The sequence below is a fragment of the Cryocola sp. 340MFSha3.1 genome, from assembly GCF_000383315.1.
GTDB lineage: Bacteria > Actinomycetota > Actinomycetes > Actinomycetales > Microbacteriaceae > Leifsonia.
Map to the genome: position 1 here is coordinate 1,701,515 of NZ_KB911087.1, position 18,295 is coordinate 1,719,809.

Below are 18,295 nucleotides of genomic sequence, written 5' to 3' on the forward strand. Positions count from 1 at the left end.
GAGGATCATATGGCTCGAGAGGCCCTTATCCGCGGTGTCGAACCGGCCGTGGGCAGCCGCTCTCTGCTGCGGCGGATGAACTCGTGGGGAATCCTGCGCGCCGTGCTGGAGCGCCCCCAGACGATGCGCGACCTCGCAGCGGATTCCGGCCTGTCCCGCACCGCCATCGACGCGATCATCACCGACCTGACCGATGCCGGCTGGGTCGTCGGGTCGGACAGCGCCCCCGCCGGCCGCCTGGGCCGGCCGGCCGCCACCTACCGGCCGGCTCCCGGACTCGGGCATTTCCTCGCGCTCGACATCGGCGCCAACCACATCTACGCCGTCGTCACCGACCTGACCGGCCACGTGCGCGGACACCGCACGACGGCCACGGCGGAGTCGGATGCCGCAGAGAAGCGGATCGCGACGGCACTCCAGGTCGGAGACGACCTGCTCGACGAGCTCGGCCTCACGCGGGCCGACCTGTGGGCGGTCACCGTCGGCTCCCCCGGTGCCATCAGCACGACGGGCCAGGTGCTGCACTTCGGCGGCACCGGCATGCCGGGGTGGATCGGCCTCGATCTGCGGGAGCGGTTCCGGCGCGAGTACGACGCCGCCGTCCTGGTCGAGGGGGATGTGGCCCTCGGCGCGCAGGCGGAGCTCGCCATCGGAGCAGCCCGCGGTCACACGGATGTCGTCTACATTCTCTGCGGCGCCCGCACGAGCGGCGCCTCCATCGTCAACGGCCGGGTTCACCGCGGCGTCCACGGCGCGGCCGGCATCGTCGGCGAGATGCCGGAACTGCGCTGGGCGGAGCTGAACGAGCAGTACGGAGCGGCGGTGCTGGGCAGCCCCCGGCCCAGCCGGGAGCAGATCTTCGACCTGGCGCGCTCGGGCGACCCCGCAGCGGTCGAAGCCGTCCGCGAGTTCGCCGACGACCTGGCGACGGGCGCGGCCGCGATGACGCTGGCAATCGATCCCGAACTCCTGGTGATCGGCGGCGGAAGCTCTCCGAGCGCCGACGTCTTCCTGCCGCGGCTCGAGGAGTCCCTGCGGTCGATCGTGCCGCTCGCGCCGACCGTCGTCGCCTCCACGCTCGGCTCCGAGGCGGTTGCGATGGGCGGCATCAGCCTGGCGGCCGACCACCTCGCCGCTGTGCTCGACGGAGCCGTGCGCGAGCGCGAGTCGTTCCCGAACCCGTCGGAGACGCAGGCGCTGCTCCGGGGCTGAACGACGACGGCCCCGGGGATGCGAGCGCACTCCCCGAGGCCGCCGTGGCCGTCAGCCGGTGGTGATCCGATCGATGTCGGGCGCCCATCCCGTCGGGTTGGCGATGGTGATCGTGTGCCCACCGCCTGAGGGGATGGCCACGTTCACCGTCACTGTGCCGACCGTGTTCCAGTCCGCCGTCGCCGGGAAGCTGACCGAGGTGGCCGTGCCGCTGTCGACCTTCACCGTCGCGGTCCGCGCGACCGCCGAGGCGTACGCGATGCGGAAGCTCGCCACGCCGCCCGTCACCCCGGTGACGGCGAGCGTCGCGCCGTTGCCGACGTAGCCGACCTTCGCGCCGCCGGAGCATCCTGAGCACGAGGCCACGACCGCGGTGCCGGTGAGCGTGTTCGACGCCGACTCCGCTTCATAGCTGGCGGCGGTCGACCCGCCGGTTGAGATCGTCGTCGTGCCGAGCGTGAGCCATCCGGACTTCACGGAGTCCTGTGTCGCGTTGGCGAACCGGATCGGGGCGCCGCCGCTGAGCGGGTTGGTCACCTGGGCGACCATCCGGTACGTGCCGTTCGCGACACCGCTCGCCGGGAAGGTCCCGGTGAACTGGGCGGACGCACCGCTCGCGATGTCCGAGACGTGCCAGGAGGTGGTCGACGTCTTCACGATCGCCCCCGACGCATCCACTAGGGCGAGGGTGATCGGCCAGCTGTAGTAGAAGGGCGCGATCCCGATGTTCGAGATCGTGATCCCGACGGACGCGCTGCTCCCCGTCGCGATCGTCGCCGGCACCAGCGCCTCCGTGGCCCGCAGCGAGTAGCCCACCGACTGCGCGCCGGCGAGGGCTCGCGGCTTGTCCGACGACGAGTAGCCGGTCTGGAAGGCGTACTGGTTCAGCAGCCAGCTCACGTGCGTCTGGCTGACGCTGCCGGGGAAGTCGTTGTCCCCGCCGTCCTCGATCACCGGGCACCCGGACGTGCTGAAGATGCACGACTGGAGCTCCGGCCGCAGCTCTCCGCCGATGGACTGCGTCTTCCACTTGTTCGTCGCACCCGCGGCGGCCATGTTGTCCATGAAGTGCCACCCCAGCGAGCTGGTCTTCGTCTCCAGGGCGAACGAGTCGTCGTGGTAGCCGATCGGCAGGGAGGCGTTCTGCGTGTTCGGCTGCCGCACTTCGAGCTTCGTGGTGTGGAACGCGTTGACGAAGTCGTTGAGGATCTCGCCCTGCGTCGCGCTCGAGGCGAACCAGTCCGGCTGGCCGTTCGTCCCGTTGTACGGGTAGGTGTGCCACTCCCCCCAGAACCCGAGGAGGCCCGCCTGGACGAAGCCCACGCGCGCGTCACCGTCGTATCGGGCGCCGAGCGCGGCGATGAACTGGTCCATGGCGGTGCGCAGGTTGGGGTCGTCGTAGTTCGGCGAGACGCTGACGCCGTTGTTGCCGTAGTCGTTGTAGGAGTGCGTCACCAGCCCGCCGTTGAGCAGGTACTGCGGGATGCCGCTCGGCTTGGTCGGATAGTCGAGGTAGAACCGGAACGCCGTCTGGTGTCCGCGCGATGCGATGTCGTTGAGCACGCTGTCGACCGACGACCAGTTGAAGGTGTTGGGCCCGCTCATGACGGCGTTGACGGGGAAGTAGGCCCATTCCATCGTGTACGGGAAGGCCGAGTACGACCCCTGGTACGGGATGAAGCCCTTGAGCGGATTGGATTGCGGCTCGGAACCCGCGGCGAGCGCGGTCCAGCCGGGTGTTCCTGCGGTGGAGGGCGGTGTCGGCGCCGCTCCGACCGCCGGCGCGATCACGGCCGCTGCGGCGAGCGCCAGCGACGCGATCACCGCGGGGATGATCCTCTTCATGGTGTTCCTCTCTGAACGATGACGAGTGGTCCGATAATTCTGCAACTTGCAGTAATAATGCGCAATGATCACGAGTGCGATAGTGGTCGGAGTGGAGACGGCGGCGTGACTGGCGATCGGAGAACGCCACGGCGAGGAGGAGACGTGAATCCATCACCGTCGGCCCGAGCACGACATCGGCTCATCCGCGTCGGTGCACTCGTCGGTGTCGGCGTGCTGGCCGGCCTCGTCGCTGCCGGCGCGGCCGCGCTGCGCCGCTTCGGCCGAGATGACCCCACGCAGTACGAAGGCCGCGTGCGCGAGCAGGAAGAGCGCTTCGGCGGCACCTACCCGACGGGCGGCGTGCTCCTCACCGGGAGCTCGTTCTTCGAGTTCTGGACGTCCTCCGATGAGGACCTTGCACCGTTGAGGTCGACCAACATCGGCATCGGCGGGACGAAGGCGGGCGATCACCTCTGGTTCTTCGACCGGATGGTCGTCCCCTTCGACCCCGAGGTGCTCGTGGTGTACGTGGGGTCGAACGACATCAACGGCATCCCCTTTGCGAGCAAACCGGCGGCCGACGCCGCCCCGCTGGTGCTCCGGTACCTGGAGTCGGCCCGGCGGCGTCTGCCCGATTCCCGCATCTACTACGTCGCGATCACGGAAGCCCCCGCCCGCGCACGCGTGCGCGGCGAGATCACCCTCGCCAATGCGATGATCGAAGCGGAAGCCGACCGCGTCGGCTTCCGCTTCATCGAGACGTCCTCGTTCCTGCTCCGGCCCGACGGGAGCATCGACCGCGGGCTGTTCGGCCCGGACCGGCTGCACTTCAACGCCCGCGGCTATGAGCGGTTCGCGTCCGCCGTACGCCACGGACTCCAGGAGGAACTGCGATCCGCGGACGCGGACGAGCCGACGATCAGCTCGACGCCCTGATGCTCTCCACGTACTTCTGGACGCGTTCGAAGAGCTCGACGTCGTAGGGACCCCAGACGGGCCGGGGCGTGTCCGGTCCGACATACGGCTCGTCGCGATAGTGCCGCTGGTACTCGGTCATCTTCGCCTCGAGCCCGCGGCGGATCTCCCGGTACGCCGGATCGTCCGCGACGTTCCGGACCTCGGTCGGGTCGTCGCGGAGGTCGTAGAGCTCCCACTCGGGCTCCAGGATCCGATCGGAAGCGCCGGGAACGCCCATCCCCGCACCGTAGTAGTAGATGAGCTTGAAGCGATCGGTCCGGATGCCGTAGTGCGCGGGGGCGGCGTGGATCGGGTCGTCGTGCTCCCAATAGCGGTAGTACATCGCGTCCGGCCAGTCCTCGATCTGCTCGCCGCGCAGGAGCGGCAGGAAGCTGCGGCCCTGGGAGGTGGGGAGATCGGAGGGATCGACACCGCAGGCGTCGAGGAAGGTCGCGGCGAAGTCGACGTTGGTGATGATCGCCTCGCACCGGCTTCCCGCTTCGATCTGAAGCGGCCAGCGCACCAGCATCGGCATCTGGAGCGACTGGTCGAACATGAGCCGCTTGTCGAACCACCCGTGGTCGCCGAGGAAGAAGCCCTGGTCGGAGGTGTAGACGATGAGCGTGTTCTCCGCCTGGCCGATCTCTTCCAGATGATCGAGCATCCGCCCGACGTTGTCATCGATCGACTGGATGCACTGCAGATAGTCCCGCATGTAGATCTGGTACTTCCAGCTCATGCGGGCTTCCCGGTTCTCCTCGCCCCGGAGGTGCTCCGGCACCTCGGTCTTGAGGTCGTCGGCGCCCATGTCGTCGGCGATCGTCATGTGGACGCCGCGCACGGCCTTGCTGCGGGTCGCGTAGTCGTCGAAGAAGGTCTCCGGCTCCGGGATGCTCCCGTCGGCGTAGAGGTGCCTGTGCTTCTCGTCCGGCACCCACGGACGGTGGGGCGCCTTGTGGTGGACCATCGCGCAGAACGGCTGATCGGCATCCAGGCTGTCGATCCAGTCGATCGACAGGTCGGTCACGATGTCGGTGGCGTAGCCGGGCACGATGCGTGCGCCGTCGGCGTCGATCATCTCGGGATCGAGGTAGTCGCCCTGACCAGGGAAGATCTTCCAGGCGTCGAATCCGCGCGGCAGCGATTGGCCGTGCTCGCCCAGGTGCCACTTGCCGAACATCGCCGTCTTGTATCCGTTGCGCTGCAGCACCTCGACGAACGTCGGGACCCGGTAGTCGAGCTCGGTCCAGATCGACGAGACTCCGTTCACGTGGCTGTACGTCCCGGTCAGGATGGTGGCGCGGGAGGGGCTGCAGATCGAGTTCGTGCAGTACACCGCATCCATGCGCATCCCCTCCTGCGCGATCCGGTCGAGGTTGGGGGTGACGTTGACCCGGCTGCCGTACGCCGAGATGGCGTGCGCAGCGTGGTCGTCCGACATGATGAAGATGATGTTCGGTCGCTTCGCGGTGTTCTTCACGGTGTTCTCCTGCGGGCTCGAGTCGGGGGCGGTCACAGGGTCACCGTGAGGGCCAGGGGGAGGTCGGTTGCGGAGGAGCCGAGCCGGAGGACGTAGTCGCCCGCCTCGAACTGCCAGCCGCCGTCCCAGTAGGCGAGGGCTCTGCGCGGGACGGGGATCGTCGCCTCGACGGTCTCACCGGCTGCCGCGCGGATCACAGCGAAGCCCACCAGCCAGCGCTCCGGTCGCTCGACGGCCGAGTCCCTCTTCTCCGCGTACACCTGCACGACGTGCTTCCCTGCGCGATCGCCGCTGTTGGTCACCCCGACCCGGACGTCGGCCTTCTCCGCTGCGAAGCCATCGGTCGCAGCATCCGAGAGGCTCCAGGTCGTGTACCCGAGGCCGTGACCGAACGGGTAGGCGGGCGTCGCACCCGCGCGTAGCCAGGCGCGGTAGCCGATGTGGATGCCTTCGTCGTAGCGCAGCACCCCGCCGACCGGCGTCACGTCGAGGACGGGGACGTCGGCCATCCGGGCGGGCCAGGTGGTGGGCAGCCGTCCCCCGGGCTCGCGCGCCCCGGTGAGGATGTCCGCGACGGCGGCACCGTACTCCTGGCCGCCGAACCAGGTGAGCAGGACCGCTGCCGCGTCTTCGCGCCACGGCAGTTCGACGGGCGAGCCCGCGTTCACCACCACGACCGTCCGCGGGTTCGCCTCCAAGACGGCCCGGACGAGGTCGTCCTGACGACCGGGGAGACGCAGGTCGCTGCGGTCGTACCCCTCGGATTCCACGCGGGAGTTGGTGCCGACGACCACGACGGCGACGTCGGCCGAGGCGGCCGCGGCGACGGCGTCAGCGATCAGGCGGTCGGCGTCCGTCTCGACCGGCTCGGTGCCGAAGGTGACGCTGAGCGCGTGACTCAGACCGCCTTCGAGGCGCTGCGGCCGGAGCTCGACGCGCACCCGCCGGGAACGCCCCGCTTCGAAGTCCACCGGGGCCGAGACCGCGGGCGGTGCCAGGAACGCGGCCCCGAGGTCGTCGCCGACGCCCTCCGGCGCCGCCTCGATGAGCAGCTCTCCGTCGACGAAGACCCGGCCCGTTCCCACGGAGGCGAAGCCGAGGCGGACGGTGCCGGTCTCCTCCATCGTCAGGTCGGTCTCGAACACGAGCGTGCCCAGCGAACCGACCGGGGCATCGCCGCCGAAGTAGACGAGGGCGCTGGCGAGGCGATCCTCGGCGAAGATCACGTCGCCGCTCTCGTCGAGGAACTCGACGTGGGCGCCCGGTCCGCCGGTGACCGGATTGGCCATCGCGTCCCGTTCGAACTCGGCCAGGCCCTCCTGTACGATCGCGCCGATGGCGTACCCGACCTCGGCTTCCGGGAACGCGGCCCGGATCCCGTCGAGGGGCGAGACGACGTGCTCCGGGAGCACCGTCGCGCTGCCGCCGCCCTGCGTCCGAGCGTTCTTCGCGTTGTGGCCGATGACCGCGATGCTCTGTGGACGCCCGAGGGGGAGGATGCCGTCGTTGCCGACCAGAACGCTCCCCTCGGCCGCGGCCTCCCGCGCGAAGGCGACCCCGTCCTCCACCGTGACCGGCTCGGCGACGACGGGCTCGACTCCTTCGAGAGCTCCCACCCGTGCGGCCAGCAGGAGCAGTCGGCGCACCTTGCGGTCGATCGCCGCCTCCTCGACGTCGCCGCGACGGACGGCATCGACGAGCGCGTCGCCCCACGGACCGACCGGCCCCGGCATGGCGAGGTCCTGGCTGTGCTTCGCGCTCTCGATGCTCCGCACCGCGGTCCAGTCGCTGATCACCACGCCGTCGAAACCCCATTCGGAGTTCAGTGGCGTCTCCAGCAGATCGTTCTCCGTCGCGGTGGCCCCGTTCACGGAGTTGTAGGCGCTCATCACCAGCCAGGCGCCCGCCTCGGTGATGGCGTCCTCGAACGCCCGGAGGTACAGCTCCCGGAGAGCGCGGTCGCTCACCTGCACGTCGGCGGTGAAGCGCTCGGTCTCGAAGTCGTTCGCGATGTAGTGCTTGGGCGTTGCGCCGACGCCGTTGTCCTGCACACCCTCGACGTAGGCCGCGGCGAGCTGCGCGGTGAGCACGGGATCCTCGCTGAACGCCTCGAAGTGACGGCCTCCGAGCGGCGACCGGTGCAGGTTGATGGTGGGGCCGAGGACGACGTCGACGCCCTTGCGCCTCGCCTCGACGGCGGACGCGGCGCCATAGCGGCGGGCGATCTCCGTGTCCCACGAGGACGAGAGCGCCGTCGCCGACGGCAGGTTGAGGGAGGGCGACCGCTCATCCCACACCTCACCGCGGACGCCGCTCGGGCCGTCGGAGACGAGGATGCGGCGCAACCCGATCTTCTCGATCGGCCACGTCGTCCAGAAGTCCCGCCCGGTCAGGAGTTGGACCTTCTCCTCCAGGGTGAGCGCCTCAAGCCGGGAGGTGATCTCGGGCGAGTCCTCAGTGAGGTCGGTGAGGGTGTTCTGGGTGCTCATGCAGCGTCCGTTCGTTCAGCGGTCGAGGCGGGCTCGACCAGGAGTTCTTCACTGGGGTCGTATCCGAGTCGCCAGGCCTTGACCCGGACGGGTCCGTCGATGGCGGTCGGTGAGGTGTAGGGATGCCAGCGTCGGCCATCCGCCGAAGCGGAGCCGAAGGCCTGGTGCAGCGGCTCGGCCGCCGCGGGCTCCCGCGTGGCTTCTGTCGTCCAGCCGAGGATCGCGCCGGGGGTGTCGCTGGCGAGTGTCAGCAGGCCGTCCGCGACCACCGCGTCCGGTGGGGGTGTCTTCCGTCTGCGCCCGTCCGGTCGCCACCGCTCCTCGAGCTCGCGCTCGGGCAGGAGACCGAGGTCGCCGTACTGCTCCTGCCACGCGGCGAGCGCTGCCCGCATCCGGACCAGGTCGGACGCGTGAGCGGGGTCGGCGGCGAGGTTCACCGTCTCGTGCGGGTCGGCGACGATGTCGTACAGCTCCTCCGCCGGCTTGGATTGCGCGACGACGGTGCGCTGCACCGGATCCAGTGCGGAGGGCCGCTCGCCGCGGGCGCGCTGCTGGGCCTCGTCCGAGGCGAGGCGCCGGTAGGCCGCCCAGGTCGGGAAGTGGTCGGCGTAGTCGGTGTGGATCATCGCCGGCTTGTCCGGGAAGTCGTTGCGGATGTACCGGAAGCGGGCGTCGCGAACGGTGCGGGACCGGTCCTCGGCCTCGCCCTGACGGTCACGGCCTCCGTATGTGTAGGCGTTCGGCTCGGGCACGATGCCGCCGTCCTCCGTCAGCACGGGGACACCGTGCAGGGAGTCGGGGATGTCGATGCCCGCCATCCGGAGCATCGTCGGGGCGAGATCCATCGTGTGGACGAGCCCGGTCGCGGCGACTCCCTCGGGAACATGCCCGGGCCAGCTGACGATCAGCGGCTCGCGGAGCCCGGACTCGTTCGGCCACCGCTTCGCGCGCGGCATGCCCTTGCCGTGGTCGCTCCAGAAGACGACGATCGTGTCCTCCAGCAGGCCGTCCTCCTCCAGCTCGGCGAGGATGCCGCCCGCCCAGGAGTCCATCGCGGTGATCAGGTCCGCGTAGCGCGCCCAGGCCGTGCGGAACTCCGGCTCGTCGGGATAGTAGGGCGGAAGGGGCGCGGCCGCCGGGTCATGCCGTGCGGACTCGGGCACCGAGGCGGTCGCCGCGGCGAAGGCCTCGTCGTCGAGATACAGCTGCGACTCGTGCGTGGCCATCCCGTGGAACACGGCGAAGAACGGGGTGTCCGCATCCGGCCTGTTGCGCCAGTGGGCCCGAGGGCTGCACTCGTCGAACGCGATCTCCGGCAGGTCGAGCTGGAAGTCGGTGAACCAGTTGTTGGTGCAGTAGTAGCCGGCTGCGCGCAGGATCTCCGGCAGCAGCCGCACGGTGGGAGGCGGGACCGCCTTCGACCGCATGTGCATCGTGCCGATCGCCGTCGGATAGCACCCGGTGATGATGGCGGATCGGGAGGGAGCGCAGATCGGCGCGGCCGCGAAGGCGTTGTCGAAGCGGACGCCCCGGGCGGCGAGCGCGTCGAGATTCGGTGTCACCGCGTACTCGGCGCCCGGCCAGACTCCGGCGTAGCAGCCCAGGTCGGGGTTGATGTCGTGCGTGCTGATCCACAGGATGTTCGGATGCCGCGGCTCGGACGGGCTCATGACACGACGCTCGCCTCGGTCGCCGCCTCCAAGTCCTCGGCGATGGCGACGAGCTCCGAAGCACCGATTCCCCCGGACCGGGCCATCCCGAGGATGCTCAGCCACGGTGTGGACGCGACGAGCTCCGTCGTCCCCATCCATGGCAGGTGGCGGTCGAGGACCGGCCGGACCGCGTCGTCGGCCAGGAGCGCGTGCACCGGGGTCTGCAGGAGGGCGAGCGCCGGCAGCGTCTCGAGCTCGGGAAGCGGTTCAGCCACGGCGCGCGCCCGCTCGAAGTCGGCGCGTGCGGCGAGGTGCCGTGCCTCCGCGTCGCCCTGCAGCGGAAGGCCGAGCCGCTCGAACACACTGGCCGGTGCGTCGTTCTCCCGCAGCAGGCGCAGCAGGAGGGCGATCATGCGCAGCTCGACGTCGTCGTCCAGGATCGGGGACTCCTGGGCGGGATCCGTCTCGAGGTCCCAGAGCAGCGTGCCGTGCTGCCAGGAGTTGATGCGGAACCCGCCTTCGGCGTCGACCCGCATCGTGCGGAGGCCCTTGGTGAAGCTGAACGGCTCCGCCGGTTCCCAGTGCTCCAGCTCCTCCACCCGGAACCGGCTGCGCATGTGCGTCGGCATGAGGGTGAAGTCCTCGATGGGACCGTTTCCCGCGTCGGCGCTGGCACGCATGTAGACGTAGCGTCCGTCCGTGACGTTGACATGGCCGCCGTGGATGCCGAACAGTGCGCCGTCCTTGCCCTCCCCCTGGGCGAGGTCCTTCCCCAGCATGTCGGGCGTCGGCTCCAGGCCGAAGAACTTCAGCACCGTCGGAGCGATGTCGATCGTCTGGGCGAGCTCGCCACGACGGGTGTCCGCTCCCTGCGACCGCGGGTCCCAGAGGAACATTGGGAGGTGCACGAGCTCGTTGAACCAGGGCTGCACCGACTTCGCCCACCAGCCGTGCTCCCCGAGCAGGAAGCCGTGGTCGGTGTTCACGATCAGCATCGTGTCGGACCACATGTCGTGCTCGTCCATGTAGTCGAGCACACGGCCGAGCGAGTGGTCGCACATCGAGACGAGTGCCGCATACTGCGTGCGCGCGTGCTCGACCTGGTCGGCCGGCTCCACGACCTTGGCGTAGTCCGGCCAGTCGAACTCGGGCCCGTCGTACGTCTCCGGGTAGCGATCTCGATACTGCTGGTGCACGAAGAAGGGCTCGTGCGGATCGAACAGCTCGATCTGCAGCAGCCACCTGTCCGCATCGACGTTGGTCTCCAGGAACTCGATGCCCGCATCCACCGTCCGGGTCTGCGAGTGCTCGGCCTCGGTGCTCATGTAGCGGCGGTTCACGGCGTCCTGGGTGCGGAGCGTCGCCGGGAAACGGACGCCCCGCAAAGCGTCGGCGTCCCCCTTCCAGTTGTCGCCCTCCTGGCCGCGGAAGAACTCCCAGGTGTTGTAGCGCGTGTGGTACGTGGCGCCCCCGTCCTCCCAGTAGTGCTGGTGGTCGGAGACGAGATGCGTGTGCACTCCGGCGTCCTTGAGCATCTCGGGCATGGAGTCGTCGAACGGCTCCAGCGGACCCCAGCTCCGGTGGAGGAAGTTGTGCCGGCCTGTGTGCAGCTCGCGTCGGGCCGGCATGCACGGCATGGAGCCCGCGTAGAAGTTGTCGAACGTCGCCGCCCGGCGAGCGAGTCGCACGAAGTTGGGGGCGTCCACGAAGGTGTCCGCATAGGGCGGGAGCATGTGCCGGTTGAGGCTGTCGAACATCAGGATGATGGCGCGCATGGTGAAGGAATCCTCGCTTCGGATCAGACGGCGGGCACGGCGACCGTGCTCGTCGAGTCACGGTTCTGACTGGCGAGGAGCGCGTGCCGCTCGGTCCGCCGCTTCTGCTGGAGCACCGGGTCGGGCACTGGCGCCGCGAGGAACAGCCGCTGCGTGTACGGATGCTGCGGCTGAGTGGTGACCTGCTCCGCCTCACCCCATTCGACGATCTCCCCGTGGTACATGACCGCGACGCGGTGACTCAGATGCCGCACGACGGCGAGGTCGTGGGAGACGAAGAGGTAGGCCACGCCGGTGCGGTCCTGGATCTCTTTGAACAGCTCCAGCACGCGCGCCTGTGTCGACAGGTCGAGCGCACTGACGGGCTCGTCGCAGACGATGAGCCGTGGTTGGAGGGCGAGCGCTCGGGCGATCGCGACGCGCTGGCGCTGTCCGCCGCTGAACTCCCGGGGCAGGCGCTGGCCGGCGTTGCTGGGCAGGCGCACCTCGTCGAGCAGGCCGCGGACCCGGGCGCGGGCATCCTTCGCGGTCATGTCGCGCGCCGTCAGCGGCTCCATGAGGATCTGCTCGATGGTCATCGACGGGTTCAGCGACGTGTACGGGTCCTGGAAGACCACCTGGATCTCGTGGGCCAGCCCACGGCGCTCCCTGTTGGAGAGCCGGGCGAGGTCGCGCCCGTCGTAGGTGATCGATCCGCCGGTGACCGGCGCGAGACCGAGCACGGCGCGCCCCAGGGTCGTCTTGCCCGAACCGGACTCCCCCACCAGCCCGACGGTCTCGCCGGCCTTGATGTCGATCGAGACCCCCTTGAGGGCGCGGAACGGTTTCTTGCCGATGCCTTTGGCCGGGTACTCGACGACGACATCGCGGATGTCGACGAGGGTCTCGCTCATCGGAGTGCTCCCTTCGGTTCGGCCGTCTCGGCCTTCTCGACCTGGTCGGCCTGCTCCGGCGTGGACGCCGCCTCTCCGGTCTCCTCCAGGACGGCGTCGAAGAGGGACTGCGTATACACATGCTGCGGGCGGGCGAACAGCTCGCGCACCGGTCCGGTCTCGACGATGCGGCCAGAGCGCATCACCGAAACGGTGTCGCAGATATCGGCCACGACACCGAAGTTGTGGGTGACCAGGACCATGCCCATGTTCCGTTGGCTCTGCAGGCTGCGGAGCAGGTCGAGCACGTCCGCCTGCACGGTGACGTCGAGCGCTGTGGTCGGCTCGTCGGCGATCAGCAGGTCCGGGTCGCACGAGACCGCGCCGGCGATGAGCACGCGCTGCGCCATCCCGCCCGAGATCTGGTGCGGGTAGGAGTCGAATGTGCGCTCCGGGTTCGGGATGCCGACCCGGCGGAGCAGTTCGAGTGCCCGCTTCTTGGCCTCCGCCTTGCTGATCTTCAGTTTGACCCGCATCGGCTCGACGAGCTGGCTCCCGATGGTGAAGGAGGCGTCGAGGTTCGACATCGGCTCCTGCGGGATGTAGGCGATCTTGAGTCCGCGGAGCCCGCGCATCTGGGCCTCGCTCTGGGTGGCGAGATCCTGCCCTTCGAACGAGATGGACCCGGCGACGATGCGGCCCCCTTCGGGGAGGAGACGGAGCACGGACCAGGCCGTCTGGGTCTTTCCCGACCCGGATTCGCCGATGAGCCCGTGCACCTCGCCCCGGTGGACGGTGAGCGAGACGTCCTCGACGACGGTCGTGGTCGAGCCGTCCTCCTGGGCGTACCCGACGGCGAGCTCCTTCACGGAGAGCAGGACCTCCGCCTGATCGAACCGGTGGTCGGTGCCGTGGTCGACGATGGGCTGACGCTCGATGCTCGGCGGTGACACGACGGCCGTGCGGCGCGGACGCCGGCGCCGGGTGCGCCCGCTCTGCTCGAGCGTGTCGCGGAGAGCGTTCGCGAGGAGGACGAGGGACATGCAGGTCAGGCCGATCGCCAGGCTCGGCCAGAGCATGAGCACCGGGTCGGTGTAGATGTTCGAGAAGCCCTCGTTGAGCATGGAGCCCCAGGTCGGGATGGACAGGTCGCCCAGTCCCAGGAACTCGAGTCCCGCCTGGATCGAGATCGCGATGCCGGCGACGAACGACGCCTGGACGAGCGCCGGACCGCGGACCACGGTGAGGATGTGCCGCGAGATGATGCGCCCGTCGGTCAGCCCGGAGACCCGGGCCGCGTCGACGTACAGTTCGTCGCGCACGGCGGACACCGTCGAGTACACGAGGCGGTAGAACGCGGGCGAGAGCAGTACGCCGAAGATCGCCATCGAGGTCCAGAGCGACGGCCCGAGCACGGCGCGCGCCGCGAGCAGGACCACGATGCCGGGGAGCGCCTGCAGGAGACCGACCACCCACGAGGAGAGCCCCTCGAACCAACGGCCGTAGTAGCCGGCGATCAGGCCGCCGGTCACACCGACGACCGCTGCGACGACGAGCGCGAGCGCCGCGCCGGCGATGCTGAAGCGGGTGGCGTAGAGGAGGCGCGAGAGCACGTCCCGGCCCGCGCTGTCGGTGCCGAACGGGTGCGCGGGCGTGATCCCGCCGAGCACGTCCGCCGCCGACGCCGCGTCGGGGTCGTGCGGGGCCAGCATCGGTCCGAAGATCGCCACCAGCACGATCAGGATGAGGAAGGACAGCGTGGCGACCGCGATGGGCTTCTTCACCAGACGGCGGAGCAGCGAGCGCGAGGACCGCGTCTTGGCGGCCTGGATCTCGTCCGTGAGATCTGCGGCGAGGGGGTCGATCATGACAGACGCACCTTGGGGTTGAGCCAACCTTGGGCCAGGTCGACGACGAGATTGAGCAGGACGACGAGGATCGCCGTCGCGATGACGAGACCCATCACCAGCGGGATGTCGCCCTGGGAGGTCGCGGTCACGGCCACCTGACCGACACCGGGGATCGCGAAGATCTGCTCGATGATGACGGCGCCGCCGAGCAGGCCGACGAAGTGCACGCCGAGGACGGCGAGCGCCGGCCCGGCGGCATTGCGGAGCACGTGCTTCAACACGACGGATCGTGTCGACAGCCCGCGGCTCTTGAGGGTCCGGACGTAGTCCTGGCGGAGCGAGTCGAGCATCGAGCCGCGGATCTGCTGCGTGACGCCCGCGATGCCGCCGAGCGACAGGGCGATCACGGGCAGGGTGATCGAGCTGATCCATCCCTGTGGGGAGTCGGCGAATTGCACGTACCCCGTCGGCGCGAACCGGTGCAGGTTGATGGCGAACACCACCACCAGGCCGAGCGCGATGAGGAAGGCCGGGATGGCGGTGCCGATCACCGAGATGACCTGCACGACACCGTCGATCCAGCCACCGCGGGTCGCGGCGAGCACGCCCAGGACGACCGAGACGATCGCGATGAGGATGGTCGCTCCGAACACCAGGGAGAGGGTCACCGCCAGCCGGCTGACGATCGCGTCGCTGACCGGCTGGCTGGTGAACCAGGAGGTGCCGAAGTCGCCGTGCAGCACACCCGACACCCAGGAGCCGAACTGCACGAACAGCGGTCGGTCGAGTCCGAGCTCGTGCGACTTCTGGGCGACCGTCTGAGCCGAGGCGTCCTCGCCCAGGAGGCGGCGGGCGATGTCGCCGCCTCCCGCGTAGAGCAGCAGGAAGGCGATCACCGAGATGGCGACGACGAGCACGACGCCGGACAGGATGCGCCGGGTGATGAATGCGAGCATGGTGTGATCCTTACCGCGTCACTTCTTCGGGACGAAGTTCCAGAGGTACGGATAGGCGTTGCCCGTCTGCGTCTGGACCGTCGTGTTCGGGTCGGTGGCATACGTCTGCTGCGGGCGGTACCACGGCGCGAACCACGCCTGCTTGACGATGTACTCGTTGAGCTGCTTGGCCGCATCCGCTGCGTCCGCCTTGCTCCCGCTCTGGATCGTCTTCGCCAGCGAGTTCACGGTGTCGTCCGTCGTGTGGAACGGGTTCCATCCCGCCGTGGGCAGGACATCCAGCGTCAGGGTCTCCCAGGTGGTCGGAGCGGCCTTCAGCTGCATGACCGTGCTGCCGTACTTGGCGGCGAGGAGATCGCCGAGGAAGCTGGTCGGTGCCACGTTGACCTGGTTGACCTTGATGCCGATGTCGCCGAGGTACTGCTGGGTGAGCGCGTACGTCGCCGGGGTGAAGCCGGAGGAGCTGGGCATCGTCAGGGTGATCTCCCCGTCGGAGTACCCCGCCTCTTTCAGGAGCGCCTTGGCCTTCTTGGGGTCATAGCCGTAATAGCTGTCCATCGCCTTGTCGTAGCCGGAGGAGTCCGGCGAGAAGATGGAGGACGTCACCGTGCCGTAGCCCTGCCCGATCGCCTTGAGCATGGCCTTGCGGTCGAAGGCGTAGTTGATCGCCTGGCGGACCTTGACGTCCGCGAGAGCGGGCGAGACCGCACCGCCGCGGTCGAACAGCAGCAGCCCGAAGAAGTTCAGCTGCTGGCCGTTGGCCGTGTATCCGGCACCCTTGACCTGCGGAATCGTGGAGTTGTCCGTGAGCGGTGCCCCGTTGATCTGCCGCCCCTTGATGGCGTTGAGGATCGCCGTGGGGGTCGAGTAGACGTTCATCACCAGCTTGGAGTAGTGCTGCTGCTGGGGCGCCCAGTACTTCGGGTTCTTCGTGAAGACGTACGTGGAGCCGACGACGGTCGCCTTCTTGTCGAGGACGTACGGACCGGAGCCGACGGGCGTCGTCTTCTCGTCCGGGGTGCCGAAAGCGGCCGGGCTCTCCTGCAGTCCCGGGTTCTGGGTGAGGAAGGCGAGCAGCGACGGGTTCGGGGCGCTGAGCGTCAGCTGCAGGGTCGTGGGGTCCACGGCCTTCGCGTCGGCCAGCGTGTTGAGGTAGGCCTTCTGGGGCGAGGTGCCGTCCCGGAACCGGAGGAGGTTCTTGGCGGCGACCGTCGCATCGAACTTCGTGCCGTCGGTGAAGGTCACATCGTCGCGGAGCTTCATCGTGAGCACGGTGTTGTCGGCGTTGTACGACCACTTGGTCGCAAGCCACGGCTTCACCGACCCGTCGGGATCGGCGTGCAGGAGGGTGTCGTAGACGGCCTGGAGGTAGGGCGACTCGTTCGCCCAGGCCGAGTTGTTCACGGCGAACGTCGTGGAGGCCACGATCGTGCCGATGGTGAGCGTCCCGCCCGACGCCGAGGACGACGATCCGGCGGGGGAGGCTGCGGGGGAGCAGCCCGATAGTGCGATCGCAGCGATGGCTGTCGCGGCTGCTGCCGCGATCACCCGCTTCCTGAAGTTGAACATCGTTGTCTCTTCCGGTGCCGTGCGGTCCACCATGGACCGACCTTCCGGCGAAGCTAACAGGTTTCGAGAAAGGATTCAACAAGTTGAGTAGAAAAGGGTGATTTGTGGAATACTTTTCTTCGGGACGCCGCGTCAGCTCCGCGTTCCGCCCGCACGACCCGAAGGAACCACGATGAAGTTGGAACACCTCCTCCTCGGCGTCCTCCTGGTGCGCCCGCGCACGGGCTACGAGCTCTCCCGGTACATGGAGATGGAGGGCGTCTTCATGCGCCCGCGCACGCAGATGAGCCAGGTCTACCGATCGCTCTCGCAGATGGCCGAACGCGGATGGGTCACGTATACGGTGAGCACCCGTCCCGGTGCGCACGACGCGAAGATCTACGCGGCGACGCCGCTCGGACGCACCGTGTTCATGGACTGGCTGACGACGCCGTTCCGGCCGAACGTCGAGGCCGTCAACTACGAGTTCCGCGCTCGGCTCTTCTTCTCCGGATTCCTCGACGAGGATGCGGTCATCGACCTCCTGACGATCGAGATCGAGTCGCGCAGACGCCAGATCGCGAAGTATCGCTTCCGTGACCGCACGATCGACGCGGACCCCGACTCCGGTTTCGACGTCGACCTGGCGACCACCGTCGAGGACTTCCAGCACGAGTCCGGAGCGGCCGCCATGGATACGATGGTCGCCCGCCTCATCGAGATGCGGGAGATGATCCGCGAGCGCAAGCGCGCGATGCAGCCGGTCGGCAGCGCGGTAGGAGACTGACATGGACCACGACGCTCACCGCATCCCCCAGGCCTCGCTCCCCGGAGACGTCTTCACCATGGGCGACCGGACGGGCGACGGGCGGACCGCGGACGGCGAGCGGCCCCTCCACGAGGTGTCGCTCCCCGGGTTCTTGATCGACATCCACACGGTGACGAACGACGACTTCGCCCGATTCGTCGACGACACCGGGTACCGCACCGAGTCTGAGGTGTTCGGATACTCCGCGGTGTTCCACCTCGCCTTCGCGGGCGACGACGCCGATGTCCTCGGCCGTCCTCCGCAGACGCCGTGGTGGCTCGGCGTCGCCGCGGCCGACTGGCGCCATCCGGGCGGCCGGCACTCCGACCTCGACGGGATCGGCGACCATCCGGTCGTGCAGGTGACCTGGAACGACGCCCAGGCCTACTGCGCGTGGGCCGGACGCCGGCTCCCGACCGAGGCCGAGTGGGAGTACGCCTCCCGCGGCGGACTGGACGGTGCACGCTATCCGTGGGGCGACGAGCTGATGGTCGACGGAACCTGGAACTGCAACATCTGGCAGGGCGACTTCCCGACCGTCAACACGCTGGAGGACGGCTTCCTGACGACGGCCCCCGCCCGGCACTACGAGCCGAATGCCTACGGGCTCTACCAGACGGTCGGAAACGTGTGGGAGTGGTGCCAGGACTGGCACGACCCGGGCTACTACGACCGCTCCCCCGGATCCTCTCCTGCCGGACCCGAGGCCGGGAATCAACGCGTGCTGCGCGGCGGTTCCTTCCTCTGCCACGATTCGTACTGCAACCGCTACCGCAACTCGGCCCGGTCGCAGAACACCCCCGATTCGGCGATGTCCAACGCCGGGTTCCGCACCGTCGCCCTTCGCGACGCCGAGTGACGAGGAGAAT

General features: G+C 68.9%; 13 protein-coding genes. 4 read left to right on the forward strand and 9 right to left on the reverse strand.

Annotation, left to right across the window (positions count from 1 at the left end; all coding sequences use genetic code 11):
- Positions 1-48 precede the first annotated feature (48 nt).
- Positions 49-1,212 (forward strand): ROK family transcriptional regulator, encoded by a 1,164-nt coding sequence (locus H284_RS0108080; protein WP_020075840.1) that lies wholly within the window; start codon positions 49-51, stop codon positions 1,210-1,212.
- A 51-nt stretch (positions 1,213-1,263) separates the two neighbouring features.
- Here the strand turns inward: H284_RS0108080 and H284_RS0108085 are convergent, their stop codons facing one another.
- Positions 1,264-3,057, reverse strand: a complete 1,794-nt coding sequence (locus H284_RS0108085; RefSeq protein WP_020075841.1) for a DUF4832 domain-containing protein — start codon at positions 3,055-3,057, stop codon at positions 1,264-1,266.
- Positions 3,058-3,201: 144 nt separating this feature from the next.
- Between H284_RS0108085 and H284_RS0108090 the strand changes: the two genes are divergently transcribed.
- On the forward strand, positions 3,202-3,975 hold the full coding sequence (locus H284_RS0108090; RefSeq protein ID WP_020075842.1) for a GDSL-type esterase/lipase family protein: 774 nt from the start codon (positions 3,202-3,204) through the stop codon (positions 3,973-3,975).
- Here the strand turns inward: H284_RS0108090 and H284_RS0108095 are convergent.
- From H284_RS0108095 to H284_RS0108130, 8 genes are read right to left on the reverse strand one after another with little or no spacing between them, the layout of a single operon-like run.
- Positions 3,959-5,512 (reverse strand): sulfatase family protein, encoded by a 1,554-nt coding sequence (locus tag H284_RS0108095; protein WP_020075843.1) that lies wholly within the window; start codon positions 5,510-5,512, stop codon positions 3,959-3,961. The two genes, H284_RS0108090 and H284_RS0108095, sit on opposite strands and share 17 nt — an antisense overlap.
- Positions 5,509-7,965, reverse strand: a complete 2,457-nt coding sequence (locus tag H284_RS0108100; RefSeq protein ID WP_020075844.1) for a beta-glucosidase H — start codon at positions 7,963-7,965, stop codon at positions 5,509-5,511. Before H284_RS0108100 ends, H284_RS0108095 begins: the two co-directional genes overlap by 4 nt.
- A complete protein-coding gene (locus H284_RS0108105; RefSeq protein WP_020075845.1) occupies positions 7,962-9,635 on the reverse strand; it encodes a sulfatase family protein in 1,674 nt (557 codons plus the stop codon). The genes H284_RS0108100 and H284_RS0108105 overlap by 4 nt, the downstream gene beginning before the upstream one ends.
- Positions 9,632-11,392, reverse strand: a complete 1,761-nt coding sequence (locus H284_RS0108110) for a sulfatase (protein ID WP_020075846.1) — start codon at positions 11,390-11,392, stop codon at positions 9,632-9,634. The genes H284_RS0108105 and H284_RS0108110 overlap by 4 nt, the downstream gene beginning before the upstream one ends.
- 23 nt (positions 11,393-11,415) lie before the next feature.
- Complete coding sequence (locus H284_RS0108115) at positions 11,416-12,285, reverse strand: ATP-binding cassette domain-containing protein (protein WP_020075847.1); 870 nt, start codon at positions 12,283-12,285, stop codon at positions 11,416-11,418.
- Positions 12,282-14,132: a dipeptide/oligopeptide/nickel ABC transporter permease/ATP-binding protein gene (locus tag H284_RS0108120; RefSeq protein ID WP_020075848.1), complete on the reverse strand. Its 1,851-nt coding sequence runs from the start codon at positions 14,130-14,132 to the stop codon at positions 12,282-12,284. The genes H284_RS0108115 and H284_RS0108120 overlap by 4 nt, the downstream gene beginning before the upstream one ends.
- The gene (locus tag H284_RS0108125) at positions 14,129-15,070 is read right to left on the reverse strand and encodes an ABC transporter permease (protein WP_020075849.1); all 942 of its coding nucleotides are present in this window, start codon (positions 15,068-15,070) and stop codon (positions 14,129-14,131) included. Before H284_RS0108125 ends, H284_RS0108120 begins: the two co-directional genes overlap by 4 nt.
- 18 nt (positions 15,071-15,088) lie before the next feature.
- Positions 15,089-16,639: an ABC transporter substrate-binding protein gene (locus H284_RS0108130; protein ID WP_029042864.1), complete on the reverse strand. Its 1,551-nt coding sequence runs from the start codon at positions 16,637-16,639 to the stop codon at positions 15,089-15,091.
- Between the two features lie 172 nt (positions 16,640-16,811).
- Between H284_RS0108130 and H284_RS20015 the strand changes: the two genes are divergently transcribed.
- Together H284_RS20015 and H284_RS0108140 are read left to right on the forward strand one after the other, a co-directional pair.
- Positions 16,812-17,405 carry a PadR family transcriptional regulator gene (locus H284_RS20015; protein WP_020075851.1) on the forward strand — a complete coding sequence of 198 codons (594 nt, stop codon included), beginning with the start codon at positions 16,812-16,814 and terminating at the stop codon, positions 17,403-17,405.
- A gap of 1 nt (position 17,406) precedes the next feature.
- Positions 17,407-18,285 carry a formylglycine-generating enzyme family protein gene (locus tag H284_RS0108140; RefSeq protein ID WP_020075852.1) on the forward strand — a complete coding sequence of 293 codons (879 nt, stop codon included), beginning with the start codon at positions 17,407-17,409 and terminating at the stop codon, positions 18,283-18,285.
- Positions 18,286-18,295: the final 10 nt, after the last annotated feature.

Bases quoted from the DNA above. Each gene is read 5' to 3' on its own strand.
- H284_RS0108085 (WP_020075841.1), bottom strand. From the start codon at position 3,057: ATGAAGAGGATCATCCCCGCGGTGATCGCGTCGCTGGCGCTCGCCGCA.
- H284_RS0108100 (WP_020075844.1), bottom strand. From the start codon at position 7,965: ATGAGCACCCAGAACACCCTCACCGACCTCACTGAGGACTCGCCCGAG.
- H284_RS0108105 (WP_020075845.1), bottom strand. From the start codon at position 9,635: ATGAGCCCGTCCGAGCCGCGGCATCCGAACATCCTGTGGATCAGCACG.
- H284_RS0108110 (WP_020075846.1), bottom strand. From the start codon at position 11,392: ATGCGCGCCATCATCCTGATGTTCGACAGCCTCAACCGGCACATGCTC.
- H284_RS0108115 (WP_020075847.1), bottom strand. From the start codon at position 12,285: ATGAGCGAGACCCTCGTCGACATCCGCGATGTCGTCGTCGAGTACCCG.
- H284_RS0108120 (WP_020075848.1), bottom strand. From the start codon at position 14,132: ATGATCGACCCCCTCGCCGCAGATCTCACGGACGAGATCCAGGCCGCC.
- H284_RS0108125 (WP_020075849.1), bottom strand. From the start codon at position 15,070: ATGCTCGCATTCATCACCCGGCGCATCCTGTCCGGCGTCGTGCTCGTC.
- H284_RS0108130 (WP_029042864.1), bottom strand. From the start codon at position 16,639: ATGTTCAACTTCAGGAAGCGGGTGATCGCGGCAGCAGCCGCGACAGCC.
- H284_RS20015 (WP_020075851.1), top strand. From the start codon at position 16,812: ATGAAGTTGGAACACCTCCTCCTCGGCGTCCTCCTGGTGCGCCCGCGC.
- H284_RS0108140 (WP_020075852.1), top strand. From the start codon at position 17,407: ATGGACCACGACGCTCACCGCATCCCCCAGGCCTCGCTCCCCGGAGAC.